This is a genomic window from Rhizobium mongolense USDA 1844 (genome assembly GCF_000419765.1).
Classification (GTDB): domain Bacteria; phylum Pseudomonadota; class Alphaproteobacteria; order Rhizobiales; family Rhizobiaceae; genus Rhizobium; species Rhizobium mongolense.
This window is the reverse complement of the sequence record NZ_ATTQ01000009.1, coordinates 208,930-231,551: the sequence shown is the minus strand read 5'-3', so window position 1 is coordinate 231,551 and position 22,622 is coordinate 208,930. Positions and strand designations below refer to the sequence as shown.

The window sequence follows — 22,622 nt, the reverse complement described above, 5'->3', positions numbered from 1 at the left end:
CGGTCGATCCTGCATCGGACGGTAGGAGGCATGTGCGCCGCCTCCTTCATTTGTTCAGAAGTTTCAAGCGCCATCAGTTCTCGAAACGCTTCCCGACGTTTGCCACGGTCTCCTTAGTCACGAGCTGGGCGCGCGTATCGAGATTGGCGGCCGAGACGCCGCGATCGATCTGCAGATAAAGCTGCATAACCGGCCAGAAGCCCTGCAGGAAAGGCTGCTGTCCGAGCGAACCGGTCAGGTTCCCAGCGGCGATGCCTTCCTGCTGGGCCGGGCCGAGATCGAAGCCAAAGGCGCAGATCTTGCCGGTCATTCCGGCCTGTGCGACCGCTTTGACGAGCGGGGGCGTGAAGACGTTGTTGGCGGTGAAGACGCCGACCACATCACCGCGCGATTCAAAGAGCGTAACAAGCCCATTGACCGGGTCGTTCGGGTTCGTGTCGATCCCGACATTCTCCGGGCCGGCGTCAACCTTGAAGGCGTCGAGCTTGCCGGCATCCTTCAGCGTCTTGACGATTGCATTGAAGGCGGAAGTCACGCGGTTGTTCACCTCGATGTTGCCCATGGCTGTCGAAGACGGCAGCACGATCGAGCCGCTGGTCTTGCCGCTGTCGAGCACGCATTTGGCGAGCGCCTCGCCGCCGATTGCCGCAGCCGATGCATCCTGGCCGGTGTGACTTATGGTGCTGCGGTTCAGGATGGTCTCGTCGAACGAGTTGGTTGTCGCGACCGGGATGCCCTTGGCCTCGGCGGCCTTGACGATGTCGTTGTAGGCGCCGACCTGCGGCGTCGTCATGATAATCCCGTCGATCGTCGGGTCCTGAACAATCTGGTTCAGGATTTCGATTTCGCGGGCAGGGTCATCTACCGGCGATTCCGAACCCAGCAACAGGATCTTGGCGCCGATCATGTTACCGGCAACCGTCGCGCCGACATAGACCGGGTCGAAGAATCCATTGCCAGCCGTGTGTGTTACAATTGCGAATGTGAGATGGCCGTCTGCCGAATGGAAATCCTTCGTGCCGGCAGCCTCCTTTGCGGCTTCATCGAAATTGTAGCCGCCAACCGCTTTCTCGACGCTACCCGATTGCGCGAAGGCATACGAGACGCCAAGCGATACCATCGCGGCCGATACCGCGAGCAAAATAATTCGCCTCATGATTGGTCCTCCCTTACCAGGATCGGAAGCCCATTCGAGCGCACTTATTGAGTTGTTCGAATGCTCCCCTCCCAATATTTTGTAATATTCTAATATGCGACGCAAATCCCGCGGAAGTAAATGGCGAACTCACCGCATTCGGCGAATTTATTCAATTTCGAAGCGAGTCCGATTGCCGGATTTTAGAGAACCGGTATGATCGGGCCGGTTGCGAACAATGCCGAGGCTCGCGGCATCTTAAGCAGCGTCGTCAGGGGTCTCCGGCTCAATCGAGCAGGTTCGGCGATTGGAAGAGGCACCCCATGGTAGCCCTAATTTGCCATCAGTATGCTGACAAAGGCTGGACGACCCCTTATGAATTGCGCATGCACAACGGCTTTCTGATAAACGGCCCCGACGACGCCGCGTTTACGGTCCTGCTTGCTCATGGCGCCGGCGGGGCCATGGATTCGCCGTCGATGACGGCTGCGGCCGAAGCTCTGGCCGCCATCGGCTTTCGCGTCGCCAGGTTCGAATTTGCCTATATGGCGGCAAGGCGAACCTCCGAGGGCCGCAAGCCGCCGCCGCGCGCCGACAAGCTCATTGCCGAATATGGTGCCGCAATCGAGCGGCTCGGCGTGCGCAGTCCTTTGATCATCGGCGGAAAATCGATGGGCGGCCGCGTTGCCAGCATGATCGCCGATGATCTTTTCGCCAAAGGCAAGATCGCAGGCCTCATCTGCCTCGGTTATCCGTTCCACCCGCCTGGCAAGCCCGAAGAGCTCCGCACAAAGCATCTCGAAACGCTAACGACGCCGGCGCTGATTGTCCAGGGAACGCGAGACGTGTTCGGCACGCGGCAGGAGGTCAAAAGCTACAAGATGTCCAACAAAATTGAACTCGTTTGGCTTGAAGACGGCGACCATGATCTGACGCCGAGAAAGAAGATATCGGGCTTCTCACTGGCAGATCATCTGGCAAGCATGGCAGAGGCCGTCAAAACCTGGGCATCTTCGCTGGCACCATAGCCCCGATGTGCTTGAGCGCGGCAACTCACCGTCGCGGGCGTCAGGCGGTATACGCATAGCGAATTCCCTATACGGAAGCCGCAGCAAAGTGGACATTGAATTGTCGACCATGGGCATAGCGCATTGATGTCGAGCATTCGGCCGGGCAGGTTTTGGAGGCGAATGCGGCGGTCATGACGGCCGCCAGCTTGAGCATCGGCCGCCCATCGACCACCCCTATCTCGATGGGCGGTCCCCGCAGAACATCCGGTCAGATTTGTTCGATGCCCCGTAAAGTGACCTGAGCTGTCGTCCGCCCTAGCCTCTTGTAAACCGGCGCGTCTCCGTCGGCATTTCGCCGAACGTTTCCCGGTAAAGGATGGAGAAGCGCCCCACATGCGTAAATCCCCATTGCCGAGCGATATCGGAGATGGAGACCCCATCCTGACGGCCGAGAAGGAGGTCTTTTCGGGCACCCTCCAAACGAAGTTGGCGGAGATAGTTCAAGGGTGTCGTATTCTTGAACTGCTTGAATGCCGCCTGAAGGGCACGGGCACTGACTCCCGCATCGCGCGCGATCTCATCGACGCTGACCGCAGTTGCAATGTTAGCCATCATATAGTCGATCGCGCGCTTCATCTGTCGCGGCATTGCAGGCGAGACGGGGCGTTCCAGCAAAGCCGAATAGCGATGCGGCACGTTTTCGAGGAGCGCGACCATGATCGTGCGGAAGAAGAACTCCGTGGAACGTGCCGAGATGGTGCCCGCCGGTTCGCTGATCAGACTATCCCAGAGCAACTGGGCCATCGCGGCGAGTTTCGCACCCGCACCCGAACGTGCATCGTACTCGGCAAAGAGTTCGATATCGTGAATGACCGGCGAACCGAGAAGTTCGCTCAGTTGGCGGGTAACGGACTGGCGACTGAAAGCTATACCGATATGACTGCGTTCGCTATGCAGCCGCAGTAGATTGGCCTTTGACAGGTCGGCGGCCAGAAGCGTGCCAGGCGCGGACGTCAACTGATGCCCGCCTCCGCCCATTTCCATCGCACCCGTTATCGGCACATAAAGCGCGTAGGCGTCCAGCGGCTCCGAGAAATTGACCTCCATGCCGGATTGGCAAAGCCCCGACCAGATGTCGAATTCTCCAACGGAGAAATGGGTGTCTTCGACCGATATCGTACTCCTTCGGTCGATCGGGCTAACCCGAACCGGCTTCAACGTATTGGCATAATGCTCGCGCAATTCGTCAACATCGGCGTCGAAGATGCAAAAACGGGAAGCGTGCAGGTTGCCCGTCATGGCCTAAACTGCTCCGGAACAACGCAAGCCGTCACGCCGCTGTATAAGATGAGGCGACGCTTTGATTGAGGCAGCTGGACGGCCGCGCCGTGCAGAGATTCACGAAGAATGCGCCACTCTCCCCGGTTGACAAGTCCTCCTCCGACCTGTGCGGCTTCGCATGCATTAGTATTACTTTATGCACACATTAGTGTCTTCGTAAATGTCTGACGAGATCAACTCATATCCAGAGAACGAATAGAATATCCGCTGCGCGCGTGGGATTGTCGTTTGAGCAGGCCTTGAAGGATGGGCCGAAAGCGTGAGACCCATTTCGCAAAGATGATTTGAACTTGAAAAGGCCCGCAAAAGCGCGGGCCTTGAATGCATCTCAGGCACGTGGCGAGGGATTGTCAAAATTCTTCCCAATCCGCCGACACCGCAGTCGCTGCCTGGGTCTTTCCACCGGTGAACGCGGATGAGATTTTACGGATCATGGCTGCAGGCGCAGAGGGTCTTGGCAGGGACGCGGGACCCGCTTGACGGACGGCCACCGACTTTGCACCGTCGAAACGGAACTTTGCCAGCTGCGCTGAAAGCGCTGCTGCTTCAGCTGCCAGTTTTTGTCCGGCGGCCGACGTCTCCTCGACCATGGCGGCGTTCTGCTGCGTCGATTGATCCATCGCATTGACCGCATTGTTGATTTCCCGCAGAGCCGTCGACTGCTCGTTTGCCGATTCAACAATCGAATCGACATGACGGTTGATCTCCTGCACTTCCAGGACGATTTCCGTCAGAGCCTTGCCTGTTTCGTCAACCAGCGCCACACCGGAGCGCACCTGTTCGGCGGATGTGTGGATCAATTGCTTGATCTCCTTGGCGGCCCTGGCGGAGCGCTGCGCCAATTCCCGCACTTCCTGTGCCACCACGGCAAAACCCTTGCCTGCCTCGCCCGCACGGGCCGCTTCAACGCCCGCATTGAGCGCCAAGAGATTCGTCTGGAAGGCGATTTCGTCGATGACACTGATGATGTTGTTGATTTCGCTGGACGAACTTTCGATTTGTCCCATCGCAAGGACGGCGCGCTTGACGACGTCGCCCGACCGTTCGGCATTCTGCCGGGTTTTGGCAACAACCGTGCGCGCTTCTTCAGCGCGTGCGGTCGAGCCATTAACGGTTGCTGTAATCTCGTCGAGCGCGGCTGCGGTTTCTTCGAGGGAGGCAGCCTGCTGCTCCGTGCGTCGAGCAAGGTCGTTGGAGGCCGTGCTGATTTCGGCTGCACCAGCGTCGATCGAGAACGCGTTGCCGCCGATTGCCTTCAAGGACGACTGCAGCTTGTCGGCGGAATTGTTGAAGTTTATGCGCAGCGTGTCGAGCGCCGGACCGAATGGCCGCACGAGGCGGAAGGCGAGATCGCCGTCGGCCATTGCCTCAAGTGCCTGACCCAATTGCGCAACGGCATCGTTGGTTTCGGTTGCGGCAGCCTCACGCTCCTTGGCGGCGCCTTCGAGCTGCTCGCGTTCTGCAGCGGCGCGTCTCGCGTCGTTTTCGGCCCGGTGCGTAGCCTGTGCACTGAGCGCGTCGCGCACGGCGCCGACGGCGCGCGCAAGATCACCGATCTCGTCGCGGCGTACATCGAGCGTGGAATCGGCTGCGAGCCCTTCTCCGCCGGCCATGTGCTGCAGTGCCGACTGCAACTTTGCGATCGGTCTCGTAATCGAGCGGCTTGCGAAAAAGGCGGCGATGATCGCCAATAAGATGGCGCCGGCCAGTGAGCCGAACGCCAAAGTCTGGAAACCGCTGGCGGACTGACGAACGTCGCCGCCGACCTTCTGGTTCAGGGTCTCCTGGTAATCGATGAATTTGTTAATGGCGCCGAGCCAGGCGACGAACAGCGGACGGGCCTGTTCAAGCAGGATTTTCTTTGCCTGCGCTCCATCGCCCTTTGCCTGCAGATCGATGATCTGGGCAACGAGCGGATTGGTTTTCGATTGGATGTCGGCAATATCAGCAAGGATTGTCCTTTCCTCGGCCGAGGCGCCCGCCGGCGAAGACACCATCTCCGCCATTTTTTTCTCGTTGACGGCATAGGCCTCGGCCAGTTTCGCGATCAGTTCCACCGCTGCCTGCCGGTCTGCAGCTGCTTCGACCAGGGCAACATCCCGGATTGCAATAGCCCGGTCGTGCACGCTGCCGCGGTAGTTGATGGCAAAGCGCTGCTTGACGCTGTTGACGTCGTTGATCTGGCTCAGATCGCGATTGATCGCGTTGACCTCGGTCACCGAATACTGGGTCAGCGCCAGCATCAGGAGAAGGAGGAAACCGAAGCCAATCCCCAAGCGTGTTCCAATTCGAAAGCGGGTCATTTTCCTCATCAGTATTTCCAGTCTGAATGTGGCCAGGCGCCTGGCATTTGATATATAAGTAAAATTCACTACAAATCTTAAATAACATTGAAGTATCCAAAAAACGAAATTCTATCCTTCAAACGACCGGACATAATACAGTCTACGGCAATAAGGTCGTCACAAAATACAACGGTAAGTTATACATTCGCAGCTAAAAGCTCACGCCGCGCCCCGGAGCTCCATCGGAGCTTTCGATAGTGCCATCGTTTTTCTCCGTTTTCTGTGTCTGGTCTTCTTTGCCAATTTCTCGGCTGCGGCAATCACCTGCAGGAGAATGGAAGACATGGCTATATTTTCGAATTCAAGGATCCTCGTTGTCGGGGGCGGTTCCGGAATGGGCCTGGCGCTGACGAGACGCTCTCTCGCCGCCGGTGCGGAAGTCGTCATTGCCGGGCGGAACGCAGAAAAACTGAAACGCGTCAGCGAGGAACTACACAACCCCGCGGCACTCCACACGGCCGCAATCGATATAACACAGGAGGATCAGGTCGCCGGCCTGCTTGGAAAGATCGGTCGGCTCGATCACATCGTCAGCACAGCCGCCGATATCGAAGGCGCTTATGAGCTTTTGCCATCGCTTGACCTCAAGACAGCGCAACGGGTCGTGGAAAGCAAGATTTACGGACCGTTGCTCTTGGCAAAATATGGCGCACCTTTGCTCCCGGCCGGCGGCTCCATTACCTTTACATCGGGTATCGCAGCCTACAGGCCATCGGCACGCGGGGCGGTTGTGGCCGCCGTCAATGCCGCGTTGGAGGGACTGGTGCGCGCCCTTGCGATCGAGTTGGCACCGATCCGTGTCAACGCCGTCTCGCCCGGCTGGGTCGACACCCCCATTTGGACCTTTGTGGCCGGCGACAAGAAGGACGACACGCTGGGCGCAATGGCAGATAGGCTGCCGGTCGGACGCGTGGGACGTGCGGACGATATCGCCGACGCCATCAGCTTCCTGATAGGCAATACCTTCACGACGGGAACGGTCTTGCACGTCGAGGGTGGGCATCGGCTGATCTAGCTGGCCCGAAGGCATCGCTTGCCGCCGCCAGCAGCAACTTCAGGGCTGGCGGTTGCACGCGCCTGCGCCGCCAGATCATTACAAGCAAAGCCGCCTGCGTGGCGTTTGGCCAAGACATCTCGCTGATTTCGCCGCGATCAAGGGCCTCGACGACCGCAAAACGCGGAACCAGACCTAAGCCTGCACCTTCGGCCACGAGCCGCCCAATTGTGCCAATGCTGTCAACTTCGGCGGCAAGCCTCGGTGCGGCAATGCCTGCTTCAGCAAACGCCTTGTCGAACAGATGCCGGTAGACGCAGCCGACCTCGGTCACCACGAAGCGCGCCGAAGCAATCGCGCTCAAATCGAGTTTCGTTGATGCGAGTCCCCGTCCAGGAGGCGCAATCAGAACCAATGGCTCCGCGGCAATCGTGCGCTTGGCGAAACGTTCGCCGACCCCCTGCTGATCGAAGCAGAAGGCGACTTCGATCTCGTTTGCTTCGAGCTTTTGCAGTAGGCCGCCGCTGCCGGCAACCTTCAACTTGAGATCGATGCCGGGATGATGGCTCTGAAAAGCGGACAACCATTTTGGAAGCTTGACGGAAGCAATCGTCTCCAGTGCACCAATCGTGACCGACCCGGCATTTTGCGCTGTGATTGCTGCCACGGCTGCGCGGGCCTCGTCTGCCAAGTTCAGTATGGCTTCGGCATGGGACCTCAACACCTCGCCTGCTTGCGTCAGCTCCAGACCTGATCTCGCTCGGATAAAGAGAGCCGTGCCAAGTTCGATTTCCAGGGCTTGGATCTGATCACTGATGCTCGATTGTGCGAGGTGAATTTCTGCCGCTGTCCGCGTGAAACTTCGGTGCCGGACAACCGCAAGGAATGTCTTGAGTAACCTAGGATGCATCGAGAAGGGCCAAAGCGCACAAAGTCAGCGCGATAGAATAGCGAGATGAGCGCCGACGCTGTCATGTCGCGTGCATGCCGTCAATGGATTGCAGAACGATTGCAGTGAGGCAGCGCCGAGATCCCATCAAGCCTTAGCGAGGTTTGCACGCACTGATCGCGTAGCGATGCTGAAGGCCTCTGGAAAGCGCCTTGAAATAGTTCCAGTGGTGGGCCTGCGCTTTGTGCACCTCCCGCAGGTTTTCATCGATCTGGACGTGTTCGAAACCGGCATTCTTCAGAAGTGCGGCGATCTTGTCCGCCCGCGCTCCCTTTGAGAAATAGACCCGCGACAGGATACTGCTATGGATCTCTGCCATGCCGGGCGCATGCCCCGGATCCGCTTTCAAAAGTCCGCCACCTTCGAGCAATTTCATCACACGTTTCACCAGCCGCTCGGCAAAATTGGCACTGACGAAATCGCCATCGACGATCAGCAGCGTTCCGCCAGGCTTCAACACACGCATCCATTCCGCAAAGGCTTTTTCGGGATCAACCAGCGTCCACACCAGATGGCGGGTCACGATGACGTCGTAGGTGTCATCCAACTCCGTGGTGTTTTCGACATCAGCCATGCGGAAACTGATCATGCGGCCACGGCTCTTTGCTTTGGCACGGGCTCGTTCCAGCATCGGCTCGGCCCAGTCGAGGCCGGTCACCTCGAAACCGAGATCGTCCATGAGATGGGAAATGACCCCCGTGCCGCTCGCCAGGTCGAGCGCACGCCTGCCCTCACCCGCCCCAAGATGCTTTACGATCAACCGATGCCAGGCGTGTCGCTCCGTCTCGGTGAAAATCTCATGGCCTGGCGACTGGTCGAAGGACTCGGCCCTGGCCGACCAATAGGCCTTGATCTCGTCACGAAGCCCGTAATTCTCGCCGCCCGCCACTTGCCCGTCCATTACCGTCATGCCAGCCAGTCCCAGTTTGAAATTGTTCTAATAGATATAACTTGACGATTACAATCATAAAATAATAGACGGCATTTCAGTTTTCCACGGAGTGAATTTTACGGAGTGAATTTTAATGCGCATTAGAGGCAAAGCGGCCGTTCTTGCAATGGGCCTTGTCGTCACCGCCGTCTGGCCGGCCCTTGCCGACAAGATCACCGTGAAGGATGTGACCGGGCGCGAGGTCGAGGTGAACGCCCCGGTCAAGCATATGATCCTCGGCGAGGGCCGACAGATCTATTTTCTGGCGGCACTGGATAAGGAAGCCCCCTTCGAGCACGTCGTCGGGTGGCGCGACGACCTGCCGAAGGCAGACCCTGAATCCTACGACGCCTACCTTGCGAAGTATCCCGAGATTGCCAAGCTGCCGACCTTTGGTGGCATGAAGGACGGCACCTTCGATATCGAACAGGCCGTCGCGCTGAAGCCCGACGTGATCTTGATGAACATCGACGCGAAAACCGCCACCGAAGAAGCCGGATACATCGAAAAGCTTGGTAAAGTCGGCATTCCGCTCGTCTATGTCGACTTTCGCGAAAAGCCGATGGAGAACACCGAGCCCAGCATGCGCATCATGGGCAAGCTGATGGCCAAGGAAGCACTCGCGGAAGACTTCATCAAATTCCGCGCCGACAGCATCAAGCGCGTGACCGACGTGCTTCAAAGGGCCAACCCACCGAAGCCTGTCGTCTTCGTTGAGCGCGCCGGAGGCTATTCCGAGGATTGCTGCATGTCCTTCGGCAACGAAAATTTCGGCAAGATGGTCGAAATTGCCGGCGGTACCAACATGGCCAAGGACATCATCCCCGGCACGTTCGGAACGGTCAATCCCGAGCAGATCATCGCTTCCAATCCGGACCAGATCATCGTCACCGGCGGCAACTGGGACAAATATGTGCCCGGCGGCGCCTGGGTTGGCGTCGGCTATGGCGCAGATCTGAAGGAAGCCCATCGCAAACTCGAAGCCCTGACCAAGCGTCCGGCCTTTACTGGCGTCAAGGCGGTGGCCGATCATAATGTTCATGCCATCTGGCACCAGTTCTATAATAACCCCTACCAGTTCGTCGCCATCCAGGAGATCGCGAAGTGGCTCCATCCGGAACTGTTTGCCGATCTCGATCCTGAGGCGACCTTCAAGGAATTGCATGCCCGCTTCCTGCCGCTCGACTACAAGCCGGGATATTTCGTTTCCCTGAAGGACGAATGAGCATGACCAGGCCGACGGCGCAGAAGCGAACCGTCGGCCCGACCATTTCTGTCACCGGCGCGCGAATTGGGCGTCGATAAGGAGCCTCACATGCGGTTTTCTGCCATTCGACAAATCGCCGCCATTCTGATTGGCCTGGTTGCAGCACCCGCGACGGCAGCCGAGATCACCGATGTTGCGGGCCGCACGCTCAAGATCGACCTGCCGGCACAACGCGTCATCGTTGGCGAGGCACGGCAGATCCACGTCATCGCCGCCCTTGAGGGTGACAAGACTTTCGATCAGATTGTTGGTTGGCGCGATGATCTGATCAAGAAGGATCCGGACAGTTACACAGCCTATGTCGAGGCATTTCCGCAGATTGCCGACCTGCCACGTTTCGGTTACCTGCCCCAAGGTGAGTTCAGCCTCGAAGCGGCAATTGCGCTCTCGCCCGATGTCATCACCCTTAATCTGGAAGCGCAAAAGTCCGCCACGGATAGCGGCTTTGAGGAAAAGGCGGCCGCCGCCGGCATAAAGATCGTCTATCTCGATTTTCGCCTCGATCCGGTTCGCAACACCGAGGCGTCGATCGAACTGCTCGGTCGCCTTTTCGGCGCCGAAGACCGAGCCAAGGAATTTATTGCCTATCGGCGCGCGCAAATCGCCCGCGTGACCGACAGGCTCGCAAAGATCAAGGACCTGAAACGCCCGAACGTCTTTGTCGAGCGGGCGCCCGGTATTTCGGGGGAAAACAACTGCTGCCGCACCTTCGGACCGGTCAATTTCGGCGCCATGGTGGAAGACGCCGGTGGCCATAATATCGCATCGGATGTCATTGCCACGACCTTCGGCGATCTCAACCCCGAACAGCTTGTCGTGTCCGATCCCGAACATGTGATTGTCACCGGCTCGAACTGGGCAGCCGAATCCGACATCAACCAGTTCGTGCCGGTGGGCCGCGGTGCGGATATGTCGCTTGCCCGCGAAAGGCTCGCAAACCTGATGACACGCACACCCTTTCCGGCGCTAAAGGCTGTTAGGAGTGGACGAGTTCACGCCGTGTGGCATCAGTTTTATGGTGCGCCATACGAATTCTATCCGATCCAGCAATTTGCCAAATGGCTTCACCCCGAGCTGTTTGCTGATCTCGATCCCGATCAAACATTCAAGGAATTCCATGAGAGTTTTCTTCCCGTGACCTTCAAGCCTGGCTATTTCGTATCGCTGGAACGGGGATCAAACTGATGGCTGAGGCAACCCAGACACTCGTTGCGCCGGCGGGACGCGTGCGATATCGCGCTCTGGCAACGCGCAGGATCCTGATCCTTACCGGGTTGGTTGGCGCGCTGTGCCTCAGTGTCGCGGCCGACATGGCGCTTGGCCCGGCGCGCTACAGCCTGACGGAGGTTATCTCGGCGATCTTCGGCCCCGGTGAAGTTGCAAACCAGCTGAAGGTCGTTATCTGGGATATCCGCATGCCGATCGCGCTGATGGCGATCACAGTCGGCGCATCGCTTTCGGTCGCCGGTGCCCAGATGCAGACGATCCTCTCCAATCCATTGGCGAGCCCTTTTACGCTTGGCATTTCGGCGGCCGCCAGCTTCGGCGCAGCACTCGCACTCGTTGGCGGCGTTGCCCTGTTTCCCGGCGCCATCGAATACGTGGTGCCGCTGAACGCCTTTATCATGGCGATGGTCGCGGCGCTCTTCATCCACTTCGCCTCCACGATGCGCGGTGTCAGCGTCGAAACCATCGTGCTGCTCGGCATTGCCCTGGTCTTCACGTTCAACGCAGCCCTCTCCCTCCTCGAATATCTGGCTTCCGAACAGGCGCTCGCAGCGGTTGTCTTTTGGACCATGGGCAGCCTGACGAAGGCCACCTGGGCCAAGGTCTATTTCACCGGGGCGGTGCTTCTCGTCACCGTGCCGCTGTTCATGAAGGATGCCTGGGCGCTGACTGCTCTTCGCCTCGGTGACGACAAGGCTGTCAGCATGGGTGTCAATGTTCGCCGCCTGCGGCTGCAGACGATGATGATCGTGAGCCTGCTTGCAGCAATCCCCGTCTCCTTCGTCGGCACCATCGGCTTCGTCGGGCTTGTCGGACCCCATATTGCCCGCATGCTGGTCGGCGAGGACCAGCGCTTCTTCCTGCCTGGAGCCGTCATCTGCGGCGCGCTTCTGTTGTCGACGACATCGGTCGTCAGCAAGGTGCTCATTCCTGGCGCCATCCTTCCGATCGGCGTGATCACCGCGCTCGTCGGCGTTCCCTTCTTCTTCGTTCTCATATTCAGCAACCGGAGGCGCGCATGGTAGCTCTTGCGCTTCAGGACGTTGGAGCCGCTTACGGCCGCAGGACGGTGCTTTCCTGTGTCAGCACGGACATGCTCCAGAGCGGCAGTGTAACGGCGGTGATCGGCCCCAACGCGGCAGGCAAGTCGACATTGTTCAAACGCATCGCCTCATTGATCTCCGGGCCGGGGCTCGTTGAACTTTCCGGCACGGAGCGCGGCCCGAGAACGATCTGCTACATGCCGCAGGATACCGGCGCCAACGCCGTCCTCACGGTCTACGAATCGATCCTGCTGTCTGCCAAACAGGGCAGCGGCTGGCGCGTTCACGACGATGAGCTCGCCGAAATCGACGCCATTTTGAAGGCACTGCGGATTGAGGATCTCGCATTTCGAGAGCTCGGGGAGCTGTCCGGCGGGCAGAGGCAGCTGGTATCGCTGGCACAGGCGCTGGTGCGCCGACCCGAGGTCCTCCTCATGGACGAGCCGACTTCGGCGCTCGATCTGCATCGCCAGGTGGATGTCCTTACCTTCATTTCCGACTTGGCAGTGCGCAAGGGCATGATCGTTCTGGTCGCGCTCCACGATCTCAACCACGCTCTTCGCTACTGTCAGAATACGATCGTCATTGCCGACGGTTCCATGGCAATCAGTGGCGATACATCGGCCGTCATCACCCCCGAAATGCTCCGCGACATCTATAAAGTCGCAGCCCGCATCGAGACCTGCTCGCAGGGACGCGCCCTGGTCATCGTCGATAACGCCATATAAGCGGCGAAGCTGCACAGGTGCAGCATTCAGAGGGGAAAGGAGAGTGCCGGGGTCTCATGGCCGCCCCGGCCGATACGTCGGCTGAATAAAGAGCAGTTGGGAACGTCAATTCCCACTCTTTCCTTTGTCCGGCCATCCGTTAGTTAAACACCTGTTGTCCAAAGGCTTTCATCGACAGGAGTGAGGATAAATGGGTGCGTCAGTGATAATCGGAATTTTGATCACATTTCTCGTAATCATTCTCGTCTTATACCTGGTTCAGCGGCTGCCGATCGATGCCCGCATGCGCCAGATCGTGCAGATTATCGTGATAATCATCGGCATTGTTTCGCTCCTGAAGTATCTGGCCGTTTGGTAAGATCAGGCGGACTTCGACTGGCCAACAAAAGCCGTCGACCCTTTGCGGCGAAGACAATACCCGCTGCTCTAGAGCAACGGGCACTCTTGATCCGGTCGACGCCGGCTTATCGTCCGTTGGTATTCCTGCGAACCTTATCGCTTTTCGCCTTCACTGATGACGTCTTAGCGTCATAGGCCTGTCCGAAATTGGTACCGCCCAGATGCCCGCCGGCGCTGGTGTTGGCGACCTGGCGCTTGGCCCGCTGAAGAAGGTGATCTGCATTGGTTTTCTTCATCTCGTAGCTCCAAAATTGAAAATCAAAAAGGCCGGGCAAACCCGACCTCAATTCGTCGTGACGGACCAGTGCCGGTACATCCCTGGTCAATGGCCGATCTGGTCGTATGGTTTACGCAGCGAGAAGATTCTCGGCGGCATTCTTTCCGCTTTTATTGTCGCGCACGATGTCAAAGGTCACCTTCTGGCCTTCCCTTAAATCAGACATGCCTGAGCGCTCTACTGCAGAGATGTGAACGAAAACGTCCGTTGATCCATCGCTTGGCTGAATGAAGCCGAAGCCTTTGGCCGAATTGAAAAATTTAACAGTTCCACTGTTCATGACGATTTCCTTTCAATCGCACAGGATTAGTCGCTCGGCTGCAATGCCGACGACGGATGATCGATTTTGAGAGGAAAGACCGCCTTGAGCGCGAAAGGGCGCCAAAACAAAGCTTAACAGGCAAGCTCGATGACCCGCTTTTAGGCGACAACTGTGTTTAGATAAAGGCTGGAGCGCACTACCTGGGCTGGCATGCGCGCCTAACATGAAAGAGGTCCGCCGCTTGCCAAGCAACGGACCTAATTTCGTGTTCTAAGAGGGAATGCGGTCGCTACGCATTACCTTCGCGACACCGCCAGAATGCGCGTCGACCATTAAGAAACCATAACAATGCCGTCGGCTTTGCGCCGACGGCGTCCAATTATGCACTGATTGCAAGGTTCGGCGGTGATGCTTTGGAACGTGTGGCGACCGTGCCTGCCAATGCGGTCATGCCAGCCTCCAGGCAGGCTGCGATAAATGCTTCGCGGGCCACCTCTGCGGGGACGACTCGGCTCAGTGCTCCCCGGCACTGGTTGACGGCTCGATGGTAGCGCTCACCTCGCCGCTCGGGCCACTGGTTCTCGAGAAATTCAATCGTCTCAAAGGCTGAGGTAAATGTCCGCTCAAGTCCGCACTCCAAGCGGACCGTTACCGGAACCCGCCAAGGCACCTCACTGACAAGCATGGTGTTTTTCTCCTCTCTAGAAGCCGCTATTCCACCCAAGAAAATATTGGTTTTGATAGGTTTTCGTTCAAGAGGTAATGGCCTAAACCAATCGGATGAGGTCCTGCAGCGATCGTGATCAGGACGCATTCATTTTGAGAATACCGGGCCGGCACTTCTGATATGGGCGCAGGTCGTGACAGTGCCGATCTGAGGCAAACTCAGACCGTCGCTTCTTACTGCCGGCACGCCGACGGCGGCGGCGAGTACAACGTGCGCCGCTTCTCTGTCCGGCAGGATGGGCTTGGAAGGCTGATTCGGGCCCTAGGTGCAGACGACGTCCGTCTCCCGATCTTCATAACGAGCTCGTACACTCTCAATCGCGCCGGCGACGACGGCGACAGGTGAGTACACCCTTCGTCGCCAGGACTAGGTGCTTCTTCTACCAATGAGACCACGGGAAGAAGCGTTTTTGGATTGTTGATGTCGAGGGCCAGGATCTCATCTTATTGATCAAAATCGTTCAATGTGATAATTAATATCCTCATGATCAGGGCGGCTAGCGGCTCAAATCGCCATGCGTGAAATCCATCACATCACCGGCAAACAGCTGGCAGCAGCGCGCGTGTTGGCGGGTCTTGGTCAAAACGAACTTGCCAAGGACGCCAATGTTTCTGCTCCCACCTTACGCCGGATGGAAGCAAGCGAGGGACAGGTCAAGGGTTTGGCTAACAACGTCGTCGCCGTCGTTCGTGCCCTCGAAGCGGCCGGCATTGCCTTCCTCGACGGCGACTATTCAGGCTCCGGCGGCCCAGGCGTTCGCCTTCTAGCACCTGCGCGCGGATCGATCGACGTCGATGAGAAACAGGTGATTCAGTACCGCGAAGTTTTCGAAAATGATGCACCACCTGGCGCAGGCGGCTGATATGGAAGAGCATTTCGGAAATCGCCGCGACGAGCCGCTTACGTCTGAAGATCTGAACGTCTGCAATAACGTCCTTGACGATCTATGTGCTCAGATGGATATCACCGACAATGGAACGGTCACACATCTGGCGTCGATCATCATAGAATTATATCGCCAAGGCGTGCACGAACCGGAGCAATTGAAGCTCTTGGCGGGCGCGACGCGTGATGACCCGGACCCGTGACGGTCGGCGTGGGTCATCGGTGGTCAGCAGCAGCCGCTCGGTTACTTGACGCCCACAGATCGCCAATGGCGATGTCTTTCGAGGGCGTCAAAAGAGAAAGCGGCAATCTCCAACGCGGTGCCACCATCGAGTGCAAGGTCAGACAGAATCTCACCGACGACGCTCGTGAATTTGAAACCATGCCCGGAACACGGCGATGCAACGACAATGTTTGGCTGTCCGGGCAAAAGGTCGAAGAGGAAGTCCTCGCTCGGCAACATCGTATAGCGGCAGGAGGCCGCGCGAACACGAAGCCCGGCAGCCGCAGGCAGACGTCTGGACGCAAAGCCGTCGAGCAGTGCGGTATCCTGGTCGTTGATCGGCGGATTGGGTTCGTTGGGGTCGATCGGCTCGCGAAAATGCGCGTGGCGGCCAAGCTTGATGCCATCGGTGCCGATCGCGGGGAAGCCAAAATAAGAACCTTCCGCACCTTCATCGCGAAGGAAACATGGCATGCGCTGCGGCTCTGCTACAAAGCCGTCCTTCGGCTGATACCACGCCACGACCTGACGGATCGGGGTCGCGTGTGATTTCAGGTGCGGAACGAGTTCCGCAATCCAGGATCCCGTCGCGATGACGACCTTCTTGGCGTGGTAGCGGCCACTCGCTGAAGAGATAGTGACACCGCCGTCACCCGGATCGAGCGCCATAACCTTCTCGCCAAAATGGAGCATCGCTCCGCTTTCGGCCGCAAGTTTGATGTAGCCCATGACGGCAGCTTCCGGGCGCAGATATCCGCCTTGCGGGTCGAGGATCGCAACCTCACCGTCATCGAGCTGAAAAGCAGGAAAGCGGCGCGCCATTTCGGCCGCATCAAGCTCTTCATGGGCAAGACCGTGTAGCCTGCACGAAGTGCGCGTGCCGCTGACGATCTTGCTGTCCGGCGGACCGATCTGCAACACGCCGGTGATGGTCAGGATATCGGCCCTTAGACTGGTTTCGAGCGCACGCCAATTGCGATAGGCACGTTGAAGAAGCGGCACATAGGACGGGTCCTCGAAATAGCCGAGCCGAATCAGCCGGCTGTCGCCATGCGACGAGCTCATCGCATGCGCGGGAAAATAAGCGTCGATACCAATCGCTTTGACGCCGCGGGCGGCGAGAAATGCAAGTGCTGCGCTTCCCATGGCCCCAAGGCCAATCACAGCGACGTCGAATCGAGCGATCATGGCAACCCTTTCAAATATCCGCCGGCGGCGAGCGATCCCGAAGCAAAGTGCGCAACGTCTCCATGTCCCCAGCAAGCGGGCGGTCATCGGCATAGTGCAGCACATGCGCACGCACGATAAGTTGGATTTCTTCCGTTCCTCTGGCCCTCGGCGCCGTCGCCTCGAGAAAATCATGGGCCTGGGCTGCAGCCATCAATTCGATCGCCAGGATGTATTCAGCATTATCGATGACGGAAAGCAGCTTGTTTGCCGCAGCTGTTGGATGCGCGAGAAAATCCTCCTGCAGCCCCGACGTCAAGCCGCCATCCATCGAGGCGGGAGCAGCAAGACGGCGGTTCTCATTACTGAGCGCCGCAGCCGTATACTGGGCGATCATGAAGCCGGAATTGCTGCCGGCATCACTGGCAAGGAAAGGCGGAAGACCGCTTACCAGCGGATTGACAAGCCGATCAATTCGCCGCTCGCTCATTGCGCCGATTTGAGCGATTGCGATTGCAAGGCTGTCGGCCGCCTGCGCGAGTGCCGGAGCAACGGCATGCGCTTCGGACGAGACGATCGGATTGTCCGGCGTGCCCAAGATCGCCGGGTTGTCAGTGACGGACGCGAGCTCCCGGTCGACAGTCTCGGCCGACTGCTCGAACACATCGCGCGCGCCGCCATGCGCATGCGGTATCGCACGCAAGCTGAGCGCATCCTGCGTCCGTCTTGCGAGGGCGGCCGCAACAAGCCCGCTGCCCGAAAGCCGATTGCGGATGGACGCACCGACCGTCGCGATACCCCTCGAAGGGCGAAGCGCAAGCACCGCTTCGTCAAACGCTGCCAGCTGGCAGCCGGCAGCTTCCAGGGTAAGAGCGGCGATTGCATCGGCCCAATCGAGCAGGCGGGCGGCACGTGCGAGAGCGATGCTCGAAAGACCGGTTGCGCAAGCCGTGCCATTGACAAGGCTCAACCCTTCTTTGGCCTTGAGGACGAGTGGCGCAAGCCCGATCGCCGTCAAGGCGTCGCGCCCGTGCATCGGACGACCGGCAACGCGCGCAGATCCCTCCCCAATCAAGACGAGCGCACTGTGGGCATTGTGGGTGAGATAGCCGGCTGAGCCTTTCGATGGCACATCGGGAATGCAATCCCTCTCGAGAAAGGCAGCCAGGTTGCTGACGATTTCCGGCCGCACGCCTGAATGGCCGTGGGCAAAATTGGCGATCTGCGCGGCAATAATCGCCCGCACCTCGCGCGGTGCCAAGAGCGGACCGACGCCGCATGCGTGACTGAGGACGATATTGCGCGAAAGTCGTCTTTGCGATCTACGATCAACGACCGTATCCGACAGGGCGCCGACGCCGGTATTTATACCGTAGGCTCGCACCCCGCTTTCGACAATGCGCCCGACGATACGGGCGGCGTGGGCGATACGTTCCTCTGCAGCCGGCGACAGTGCAAGTGCTTCGCCTTCGCCGACCTGAGCGATGTCGCGCCAGCCAAGCCTGTCCCCGATGGTGACGGTCATTGTCCGCTTCCGAAATGGCCGATGAACTGGCGGAAGGCTGGCGATGCGCCGCCGCCGAACATTTCGTCCGGCGCGCCACTGCTTTCCACAAGACCTTCGCGCATGAAGATGACGCGATTAGAAACGTTGCGGGCAAAGCTCATTTCATGGGTAACGACGAGCATGGTCATGCCCTCTTCGGCGAGCGCACGCATGACGCGGAGTACCTCACCGACGAGTTCTGGATCAAGTGCAGAGGTCGGCTCGTCGAAGAGCATCACCTTTGGCTTCATCGCAAGCGCGCGCGCGATCGCGGCGCGCTGTTGCTGGCCGCCGGAAAGATGCGCCGGATAGGCATGACGCTTGTCGGCGATGCCGACTTTTTCGAGGAGCGCTTCGGCTTCGGAAATGCATTCTGCACGCGGCCGTTTGAGGACATGCACGGGGCCTTCGATCACATTCTGCAGGATGGTCATATGTGACCACAGGTTGAATTGCTGAAAAACCATGCCGAGTTCGGAGCGGATATGATCGACCTGCTTCTGGCTCGCAGGCCTGCTTCTTCCGTTCCTGTGCACCATCTGAATCTCTTCGCCATCGACCCAGATCTCGCCACTCGTCGCCGTCTCGAGAAGGTTGATGCAACGCAGGAACGTCGATTTGCCGGAGCCCGAGGCGCCGAGCAGCGAAATCACATCGCCATCCTGTGCGTCGAGGGAAATTCCGCGCAACACCTCGTGAGTGCCGAAGCTCTTGCGGATGTTGCGGACCGAAAGTCGGGTTAGACCGGGCATGTAGGCTCCAATCGGGTTCAGTCTGATCCTACGCCTTCAGCGCCGCCGGAACGGCGCGGCGATGTCGGGAGAGCGAGTATTCAAGCAGGGCCATGCCCTGAAGGATGATGAAGTTCAAAACAAGATAGATGAGGGCAGCACAGAGGAAGACCTCCATCGTGCGATAGGTCTGCGAGATCAGACGCTGGGCGACACCTGTGACCTCCCATACTGTGACGAGGCTTGCGAGAGCCGTCGACTTCATCATCAGGACGATCTCGGTCGAATAAGCAGGCAGGGCGTGCCGGAAAGCGATGGGCGCCAGGATGCGGCGCACAAGCAGCAAGCCCGACATGCCGATCGATCGGGCGGCCTCGATCTCCCTTGGAGAGATTGCACGAATGCCGCCGCGAAAGATTTCAGCCGTGTAGCCGGCGGTGCAGAGCGCCAGCGACAGGACGGCACAGACGAAAGGCTCGCGCAGGAACGGCCAGAGGAAGGAATAGCGGATGAAACCGAATTGCCCGAGGCCGTAAAAGACGAGAAACATCTGGATCAGAAGCGGTGAACCGCGGAAGATAAAGACGTAACCCTTGGCAATCGCCGAAAGCACCGGATTGCCGCCAACGCGCATCCAGACGATCAAGAGCGCCAGAAGGAGGCCGAAGAAGATCGACGCGGAAAAGAGCGCCAGCGTCATCGGCACGGCCTTCAAAAGCGTTATCATGGTCTGCGACAGAAAGGTGAGATCCATGGTCGTTCCTCAGGCCTGGCCCATCGCAGCTGCCGGCATGCTCCGGTTTGTCCGCCGCTCGGCACCGTTGAAGACCCGATCGGAAAGGCTCGTCAGGATTAGATAGAGCGCGCCACCGACGATGAAGAAGAGGAAATACTGCCGGGTAGAGCCGGCCGCGACCTGACTGGTCCGCATCAATTCGGCAAGACCCGTCACCGAAACCAGCGCCGAGTCCTTGAGGCTCAATTGCCAAACATTGCCGAGACCGGGAATGGCAAAACGCAGGACCTGTGGCATGATAATGCGGCGGAATCGCAAGCCACGGTGCATGCCGATTGCGGATGCCGCCTCAAGTTCACCCTTGGAAATCGCAAGGTAGGCGCCACGGAAGACCTCCGCCTGATATGCGCCTGAAATGATACCGACCGCCAGTGCACCGGCCGCAAAGGAAGGCAGTCCGAGAAAACCCTCATAGCCCATGGCCGTGCCGATCGCCGTCATCGCGGATGATCCGCCGAAATAGATCAGATAGATGATCAGCAGTTCGGGAACGCCGCGAAAAACGGTGGTGTAGAGACTGCCGATGGCAGAGAGCAGCCAATTGCCCGATAGCTTGGCGCCGGCGACGATCGTTCCGAGCAGCGCGCCGATTGCGAGCGCCGTCGCCGTCACGGCGAGCGTCGTCGCCGCACCGAGCAGCAGCAGTGCCCCCCAACCTGTCGGGCCGAAGCCAATCAGTTCCAGTATCGCCATATCCGTTCCCCGCGCTGCCCTTGAAGGGCTGTCAGAATAACATGCGGTCCCCGTCAAGAAAGCGGGGACCGGAAATCTCGACCGGACCGGGGCTTACTGTTGCGGGCTGACGTCGACCTTGAACCACTTCATCGAGAGGTTTTTGACAGTGCCATCGGCAAGGGCCGACTTGATGGCCTCGTTGAACTTGTCGCGCAGATCCGTATCTGCCTTGCGCAGCCCAAGACCTTCGCCCTCGCCCCAGATGGAGCCGGCGATCTCGGGACCGGTAAAGGCAAGCGCACCGTTTGCGGCTTGGAACGCGTTGTTGAAATAGACCGCATCGTCGAAGCCGAGATCGATACGGCCGCTCTGCAAGTCAAGGTCGCGGTCTGCACCGGTCTTGTATTCGCGAATATCGGCGATGCTACCGAAATTGTCGTAGACGAATTTCGCGTAGACAGTCGCCGCCTGAATGCCGATCGTCTTGTCCTTGAAGGCTTCCTTGAGGCCTTCGATTTCCTTCACCCCGGTCTGGCCGGGGGTCATCTTGATGGTGGAGCCTGTGCCTGCGGCGTTGGCAAGCGGACTATCCTTGGCTGTCGCAAAGGCGGCGGGGGTCGCGGCATAGGGAACCGTAAAGTCGATGATCTTCTTGCGTTCCTCGGTGATCGACAAGGCGTCCATGATGACGTCGAACTTGCCGGCGTTGAGCGCTGGAATCATACCGTCCCAGTCGGAGGCGACGAGCTTGCACTCGATCTTGGCACGTTCGCAAAGAACCTTGGCGAGTTCGGGTTCGAAACCGCCAAGCGAGCCGTCGGCATTCGTCAGGTTCCACGGAGCGTAGGCGCCTTCGAGCGTTATCGTCGCAGTCTTCCAGTCCTTGGCGGCGAGCGGGGCGGCGAAGGCTGCGAGCGTAAACCCAGTGGAAAGAAATAGCGTCTTGAATCTCATATCATCAATCTCCTCTGAAGTTGTCATTGACCTTATGGCTGCATGAAACCGGTCTGCGCCGGCTTGCCTGTCGTCATCGATTTTACTCGAACGTTCGATCAGGAGGTTGTATATGGTACCATATGAGAGAATTCATGATATGCAAGAGAAAAGTCTGTTTGTCGGGCAGATTCCATCGATGCAAAAGGAATGGGCAATGAAGGGTCCGGGCGAGATGAAGCGCGAGTTTTCGGGAAATGACACCGCGCCGCTATATGCCGGCGTCAAACAGATGATCCTCGATCGCATTCACAGCGGCGAATGGCCGCCGAAGCATCGCGTGCCTTCCGAGAACGAACTCGTCGTCGAGCTCGGCGTCAGCAAGATGACCGCCAATCGAGCGTTGCGCGAGCTTGCCAGCGAGGGTGAGCTGGTGCGCATCCAGGGTGTCGGTTCGTTTGTTGCGGAGCGCAAAGGCTATTCTGCGCTTTTTGAAGTGCGTAATATTGCTGAAGAGATTGCCGAGCGCGGAAACGCGCATGAGGCGGAGGTCATTGTTCTTGCGAGAGAAACCGCCTCCCCGGAAGTGGCTGATGCGCTGGAGCTCGAAATCGGTGGCCCCGTCTTCCACTCACTTATCGTTCACAGTGAAAACGGCGTTCCGGTGCAAATCGAAGACCGCTTCGTCAACCCGTCGGCAGCGCCGAGTTACCTGGAGCAAGACTTCTCTTCGTTGACGCCGAATGCCTATCTCACAGCCGCAGCGCCATTGAGTGGATCCGAGCACGTCGTCGAGGCGGCAATGCCGAGAAGCTGGGAATGCAAGCTCTTGATGATCTTGAAAACGGAACCCTGTCTTGCAATCCGGCGACGGACCTGGTCGGGCAAGAAGGTTGTCTCGACTGCCAGACTTGTCTATCCGGGGCATCGCTATCGGCTGGAGGCGCGCAGCGGTAGGATGTTCGACGAATAAAATCTGAGTTCCATATGGAAGCTAACGGTGACAACTCCGAGCTGAAGGGTTCAGAGCG

24 protein-coding genes are annotated in these 22,622 nt (G+C 58.6%); 10 read left to right on the top strand and 14 right to left on the bottom strand.

Translation table 11 applies throughout. The features are described from left to right. Nucleotides 1-73: 73 nt before the first annotated feature. On the bottom strand, nucleotides 74-1,156 hold the full coding sequence (locus tag A3C3_RS0119455) for a substrate-binding domain-containing protein (protein ID WP_022716256.1): 1,083 nt from the start codon (nucleotides 1,154-1,156) through the stop codon (nucleotides 74-76). A gap of 365 nt (nucleotides 1,157-1,521) precedes the next feature. Between A3C3_RS0119455 and A3C3_RS0119450 the strand changes: the two genes are divergently transcribed. Then, nucleotides 1,522-2,163, top strand: a complete 642-nt coding sequence (locus A3C3_RS0119450) for an alpha/beta hydrolase family protein (RefSeq protein WP_028739800.1) — start codon at nucleotides 1,522-1,524, stop codon at nucleotides 2,161-2,163. Between the two features lie 297 nt (nucleotides 2,164-2,460). Here the strand turns inward: A3C3_RS0119450 and A3C3_RS0119440 are convergent, their stop codons facing one another. Together A3C3_RS0119440 and A3C3_RS0119435 are read right to left on the bottom strand one after the other, a co-directional pair. After that, nucleotides 2,461-3,444, bottom strand: a complete 984-nt coding sequence (locus A3C3_RS0119440; RefSeq protein WP_022716253.1) for an AraC family transcriptional regulator — start codon at nucleotides 3,442-3,444, stop codon at nucleotides 2,461-2,463. A gap of 392 nt (nucleotides 3,445-3,836) precedes the next feature. Beyond that, nucleotides 3,837-5,798 carry a methyl-accepting chemotaxis protein gene (locus tag A3C3_RS0119435; RefSeq protein ID WP_022716252.1) on the bottom strand — a complete coding sequence of 654 codons (1,962 nt, stop codon included), beginning with the start codon at nucleotides 5,796-5,798 and terminating at the stop codon, nucleotides 3,837-3,839. 307 nt (nucleotides 5,799-6,105) lie between these two features. Between A3C3_RS0119435 and A3C3_RS0119425 the strand changes: the two genes are divergently transcribed. Beyond that, complete coding sequence (locus tag A3C3_RS0119425; RefSeq protein ID WP_028739799.1) at nucleotides 6,106-6,846, top strand: SDR family oxidoreductase; 741 nt, start codon at nucleotides 6,106-6,108, stop codon at nucleotides 6,844-6,846. On the opposite strand, the gene A3C3_RS0119420 is transcribed toward A3C3_RS0119425, so the two are convergent. After that, a complete protein-coding gene (locus A3C3_RS0119420) occupies nucleotides 6,797-7,735 on the bottom strand; it encodes a LysR family transcriptional regulator (protein WP_022716249.1) in 939 nt (312 codons plus the stop codon). The two genes, A3C3_RS0119425 and A3C3_RS0119420, sit on opposite strands and share 50 nt — an antisense overlap. A 133-nt stretch (nucleotides 7,736-7,868) precedes the next feature. Next, the gene (locus A3C3_RS0119415; protein WP_051154490.1) at nucleotides 7,869-8,684 is read right to left on the bottom strand and encodes a class I SAM-dependent methyltransferase; all 816 of its coding nucleotides are present in this window, start codon (nucleotides 8,682-8,684) and stop codon (nucleotides 7,869-7,871) included. Between the two features lie 115 nt (nucleotides 8,685-8,799). Between A3C3_RS0119415 and A3C3_RS0119410 the strand changes: the two genes are divergently transcribed. The 5 genes from A3C3_RS0119410 (at nucleotide 8,800) to A3C3_RS45345 (ending at nucleotide 13,328) form a co-directional block, all read left to right on the top strand. After that, on the top strand, nucleotides 8,800-9,930 hold the full coding sequence (locus tag A3C3_RS0119410) for an ABC transporter substrate-binding protein (RefSeq protein WP_028739798.1): 1,131 nt from the start codon (nucleotides 8,800-8,802) through the stop codon (nucleotides 9,928-9,930). 90 nt (nucleotides 9,931-10,020) lie between these two features. Further along, nucleotides 10,021-11,157, top strand: coding sequence for an ABC transporter substrate-binding protein (locus tag A3C3_RS0119405; protein ID WP_022716246.1), 1,137 nt, complete (start codon nucleotides 10,021-10,023; stop codon nucleotides 11,155-11,157). Next, complete coding sequence (locus A3C3_RS0119400; RefSeq protein WP_022716245.1) at nucleotides 11,157-12,224, top strand: FecCD family ABC transporter permease; 1,068 nt, start codon at nucleotides 11,157-11,159, stop codon at nucleotides 12,222-12,224. Before A3C3_RS0119405 ends, A3C3_RS0119400 begins: the two co-directional genes overlap by 1 nt. Beyond that, entirely contained in the window at nucleotides 12,218-12,970 is a 753-nt protein-coding gene (locus tag A3C3_RS0119395) for an ABC transporter ATP-binding protein (RefSeq protein ID WP_022716244.1), read from the top strand. The genes A3C3_RS0119400 and A3C3_RS0119395 overlap by 7 nt, the downstream gene beginning before the upstream one ends. 190 nt (nucleotides 12,971-13,160) lie before the next feature. Further along, nucleotides 13,161-13,328, top strand: a complete 168-nt coding sequence (locus tag A3C3_RS45345; protein ID WP_022716243.1) for a Thivi_2564 family membrane protein — start codon at nucleotides 13,161-13,163, stop codon at nucleotides 13,326-13,328. A gap of 106 nt (nucleotides 13,329-13,434) precedes the next feature. Here the strand turns inward: A3C3_RS45345 and A3C3_RS46160 are convergent, their stop codons facing one another. From A3C3_RS46160 to A3C3_RS38755, 3 genes are all read right to left on the bottom strand, one after another. Continuing rightward, nucleotides 13,435-13,605 carry a hypothetical protein gene (locus tag A3C3_RS46160; protein WP_167521918.1) on the bottom strand — a complete coding sequence of 57 codons (171 nt, stop codon included), beginning with the start codon at nucleotides 13,603-13,605 and terminating at the stop codon, nucleotides 13,435-13,437. 111 nt (nucleotides 13,606-13,716) lie between these two features. Beyond that, nucleotides 13,717-13,926, bottom strand: a complete 210-nt coding sequence (locus A3C3_RS0119380) for a cold-shock protein (RefSeq protein ID WP_022716241.1) — start codon at nucleotides 13,924-13,926, stop codon at nucleotides 13,717-13,719. Nucleotides 13,927-14,287: 361 nt separating this feature from the next. Beyond that, entirely contained in the window at nucleotides 14,288-14,593 is a 306-nt protein-coding gene (locus A3C3_RS38755; RefSeq protein ID WP_022716240.1) for a DUF982 domain-containing protein, read from the bottom strand. Between the two features lie 556 nt (nucleotides 14,594-15,149). On the opposite strand from A3C3_RS38755, the gene A3C3_RS47140 reads away from it, so the two are divergent. Both A3C3_RS47140 and A3C3_RS0119360 read left to right on the top strand, forming a co-directional pair. Further along, nucleotides 15,150-15,497, top strand: coding sequence for a helix-turn-helix domain-containing protein (locus tag A3C3_RS47140; protein WP_022716238.1), 348 nt, complete (start codon nucleotides 15,150-15,152; stop codon nucleotides 15,495-15,497). Then, entirely contained in the window at nucleotides 15,472-15,723 is a 252-nt protein-coding gene (locus A3C3_RS0119360) for a hypothetical protein (RefSeq protein ID WP_245278812.1), read from the top strand. Before A3C3_RS47140 ends, A3C3_RS0119360 begins: the two co-directional genes overlap by 26 nt. Nucleotides 15,724-15,764: 41 nt before the next feature. Here A3C3_RS0119360 and solA read toward each other — a convergent pair whose 3' ends face one another. The 6 genes from solA to A3C3_RS0119330 all read right to left on the bottom strand — a co-directional run bounded on the left by solA (nucleotide 15,765) and on the right by A3C3_RS0119330 (nucleotide 21,612). Beyond that, nucleotides 15,765-16,931, bottom strand: a complete 1,167-nt coding sequence (gene solA, locus A3C3_RS0119355; RefSeq protein ID WP_022716236.1) for an N-methyl-L-tryptophan oxidase — start codon at nucleotides 16,929-16,931, stop codon at nucleotides 15,765-15,767. 10 nt (nucleotides 16,932-16,941) lie between these two features. Continuing rightward, nucleotides 16,942-18,435, bottom strand: a complete 1,494-nt coding sequence (locus A3C3_RS0119350; RefSeq protein WP_022716235.1) for an HAL/PAL/TAL family ammonia-lyase — start codon at nucleotides 18,433-18,435, stop codon at nucleotides 16,942-16,944. Next, complete coding sequence (locus A3C3_RS0119345) at nucleotides 18,432-19,208, bottom strand: ABC transporter ATP-binding protein (protein WP_022716234.1); 777 nt, start codon at nucleotides 19,206-19,208, stop codon at nucleotides 18,432-18,434. Before A3C3_RS0119345 ends, A3C3_RS0119350 begins: the two co-directional genes overlap by 4 nt. A gap of 28 nt (nucleotides 19,209-19,236) precedes the next feature. After that, nucleotides 19,237-19,941, bottom strand: coding sequence for an ABC transporter permease (locus tag A3C3_RS0119340; protein ID WP_022716233.1), 705 nt, complete (start codon nucleotides 19,939-19,941; stop codon nucleotides 19,237-19,239). Nucleotides 19,942-19,950: 9 nt separating this feature from the next. Then, a complete protein-coding gene (locus tag A3C3_RS0119335) occupies nucleotides 19,951-20,676 on the bottom strand; it encodes an ABC transporter permease (RefSeq protein ID WP_022716232.1) in 726 nt (241 codons plus the stop codon). A gap of 93 nt (nucleotides 20,677-20,769) precedes the next feature. Then, nucleotides 20,770-21,612 carry a transporter substrate-binding domain-containing protein gene (locus tag A3C3_RS0119330; RefSeq protein ID WP_022716231.1) on the bottom strand — a complete coding sequence of 281 codons (843 nt, stop codon included), beginning with the start codon at nucleotides 21,610-21,612 and terminating at the stop codon, nucleotides 20,770-20,772. 196 nt (nucleotides 21,613-21,808) lie between these two features. Here A3C3_RS0119330 and hutC point away from each other — a divergent pair, with 196 nt between their 5' ends. Next, nucleotides 21,809-22,564, top strand: coding sequence for a histidine utilization transcriptional repressor HutC (gene hutC, locus A3C3_RS0119325; protein WP_028739796.1), 756 nt, complete (start codon nucleotides 21,809-21,811; stop codon nucleotides 22,562-22,564). The last annotated feature ends 58 nt before the right edge of the window (nucleotides 22,565-22,622 follow it).

Bases quoted from the DNA above. Each gene is read 5' to 3' on its own strand.
- A3C3_RS0119455 (WP_022716256.1), bottom strand. From the start codon at position 1,156: ATGAGGCGAATTATTTTGCTCGCGGTATCGGCCGCGATGGTATCGCTT.
- A3C3_RS0119450 (WP_028739800.1), top strand. From the start codon at position 1,522: ATGCACAACGGCTTTCTGATAAACGGCCCCGACGACGCCGCGTTTACG.
- A3C3_RS0119440 (WP_022716253.1), bottom strand. From the start codon at position 3,444: ATGACGGGCAACCTGCACGCTTCCCGTTTTTGCATCTTCGACGCCGAT.
- A3C3_RS0119435 (WP_022716252.1), bottom strand. From the start codon at position 5,798: ATGAGGAAAATGACCCGCTTTCGAATTGGAACACGCTTGGGGATTGGC.
- A3C3_RS0119425 (WP_028739799.1), top strand. From the start codon at position 6,106: ATGGAAGACATGGCTATATTTTCGAATTCAAGGATCCTCGTTGTCGGG.
- A3C3_RS0119420 (WP_022716249.1), bottom strand. From the start codon at position 7,735: ATGCATCCTAGGTTACTCAAGACATTCCTTGCGGTTGTCCGGCACCGA.
- A3C3_RS0119415 (WP_051154490.1), bottom strand. From the start codon at position 8,684: ATGACGGTAATGGACGGGCAAGTGGCGGGCGGCGAGAATTACGGGCTT.
- A3C3_RS0119410 (WP_028739798.1), top strand. From the start codon at position 8,800: ATGCGCATTAGAGGCAAAGCGGCCGTTCTTGCAATGGGCCTTGTCGTC.
- A3C3_RS0119405 (WP_022716246.1), top strand. From the start codon at position 10,021: ATGCGGTTTTCTGCCATTCGACAAATCGCCGCCATTCTGATTGGCCTG.
- A3C3_RS0119400 (WP_022716245.1), top strand. From the start codon at position 11,157: ATGGCTGAGGCAACCCAGACACTCGTTGCGCCGGCGGGACGCGTGCGA.
- A3C3_RS0119395 (WP_022716244.1), top strand. From the start codon at position 12,218: ATGGTAGCTCTTGCGCTTCAGGACGTTGGAGCCGCTTACGGCCGCAGG.
- A3C3_RS45345 (WP_022716243.1), top strand. From the start codon at position 13,161: ATGGGTGCGTCAGTGATAATCGGAATTTTGATCACATTTCTCGTAATC.
- A3C3_RS46160 (WP_167521918.1), bottom strand. From the start codon at position 13,605: ATGAAGAAAACCAATGCAGATCACCTTCTTCAGCGGGCCAAGCGCCAG.
- A3C3_RS0119380 (WP_022716241.1), bottom strand. From the start codon at position 13,926: ATGAACAGTGGAACTGTTAAATTTTTCAATTCGGCCAAAGGCTTCGGC.
- A3C3_RS38755 (WP_022716240.1), bottom strand. From the start codon at position 14,593: ATGCTTGTCAGTGAGGTGCCTTGGCGGGTTCCGGTAACGGTCCGCTTG.
- A3C3_RS47140 (WP_022716238.1), top strand. From the start codon at position 15,150: ATGCGTGAAATCCATCACATCACCGGCAAACAGCTGGCAGCAGCGCGC.
- A3C3_RS0119360 (WP_245278812.1), top strand. From the start codon at position 15,472: ATGCACCACCTGGCGCAGGCGGCTGATATGGAAGAGCATTTCGGAAAT.
- solA (WP_022716236.1), bottom strand. From the start codon at position 16,931: ATGATCGCTCGATTCGACGTCGCTGTGATTGGCCTTGGGGCCATGGGA.
- A3C3_RS0119350 (WP_022716235.1), bottom strand. From the start codon at position 18,435: ATGACCGTCACCATCGGGGACAGGCTTGGCTGGCGCGACATCGCTCAG.
- A3C3_RS0119345 (WP_022716234.1), bottom strand. From the start codon at position 19,208: ATGCCCGGTCTAACCCGACTTTCGGTCCGCAACATCCGCAAGAGCTTC.
- A3C3_RS0119340 (WP_022716233.1), bottom strand. From the start codon at position 19,941: ATGGATCTCACCTTTCTGTCGCAGACCATGATAACGCTTTTGAAGGCC.
- A3C3_RS0119335 (WP_022716232.1), bottom strand. From the start codon at position 20,676: ATGGCGATACTGGAACTGATTGGCTTCGGCCCGACAGGTTGGGGGGCA.
- A3C3_RS0119330 (WP_022716231.1), bottom strand. From the start codon at position 21,612: ATGAGATTCAAGACGCTATTTCTTTCCACTGGGTTTACGCTCGCAGCC.
- hutC (WP_028739796.1), top strand. From the start codon at position 21,809: ATGAAGGGTCCGGGCGAGATGAAGCGCGAGTTTTCGGGAAATGACACC.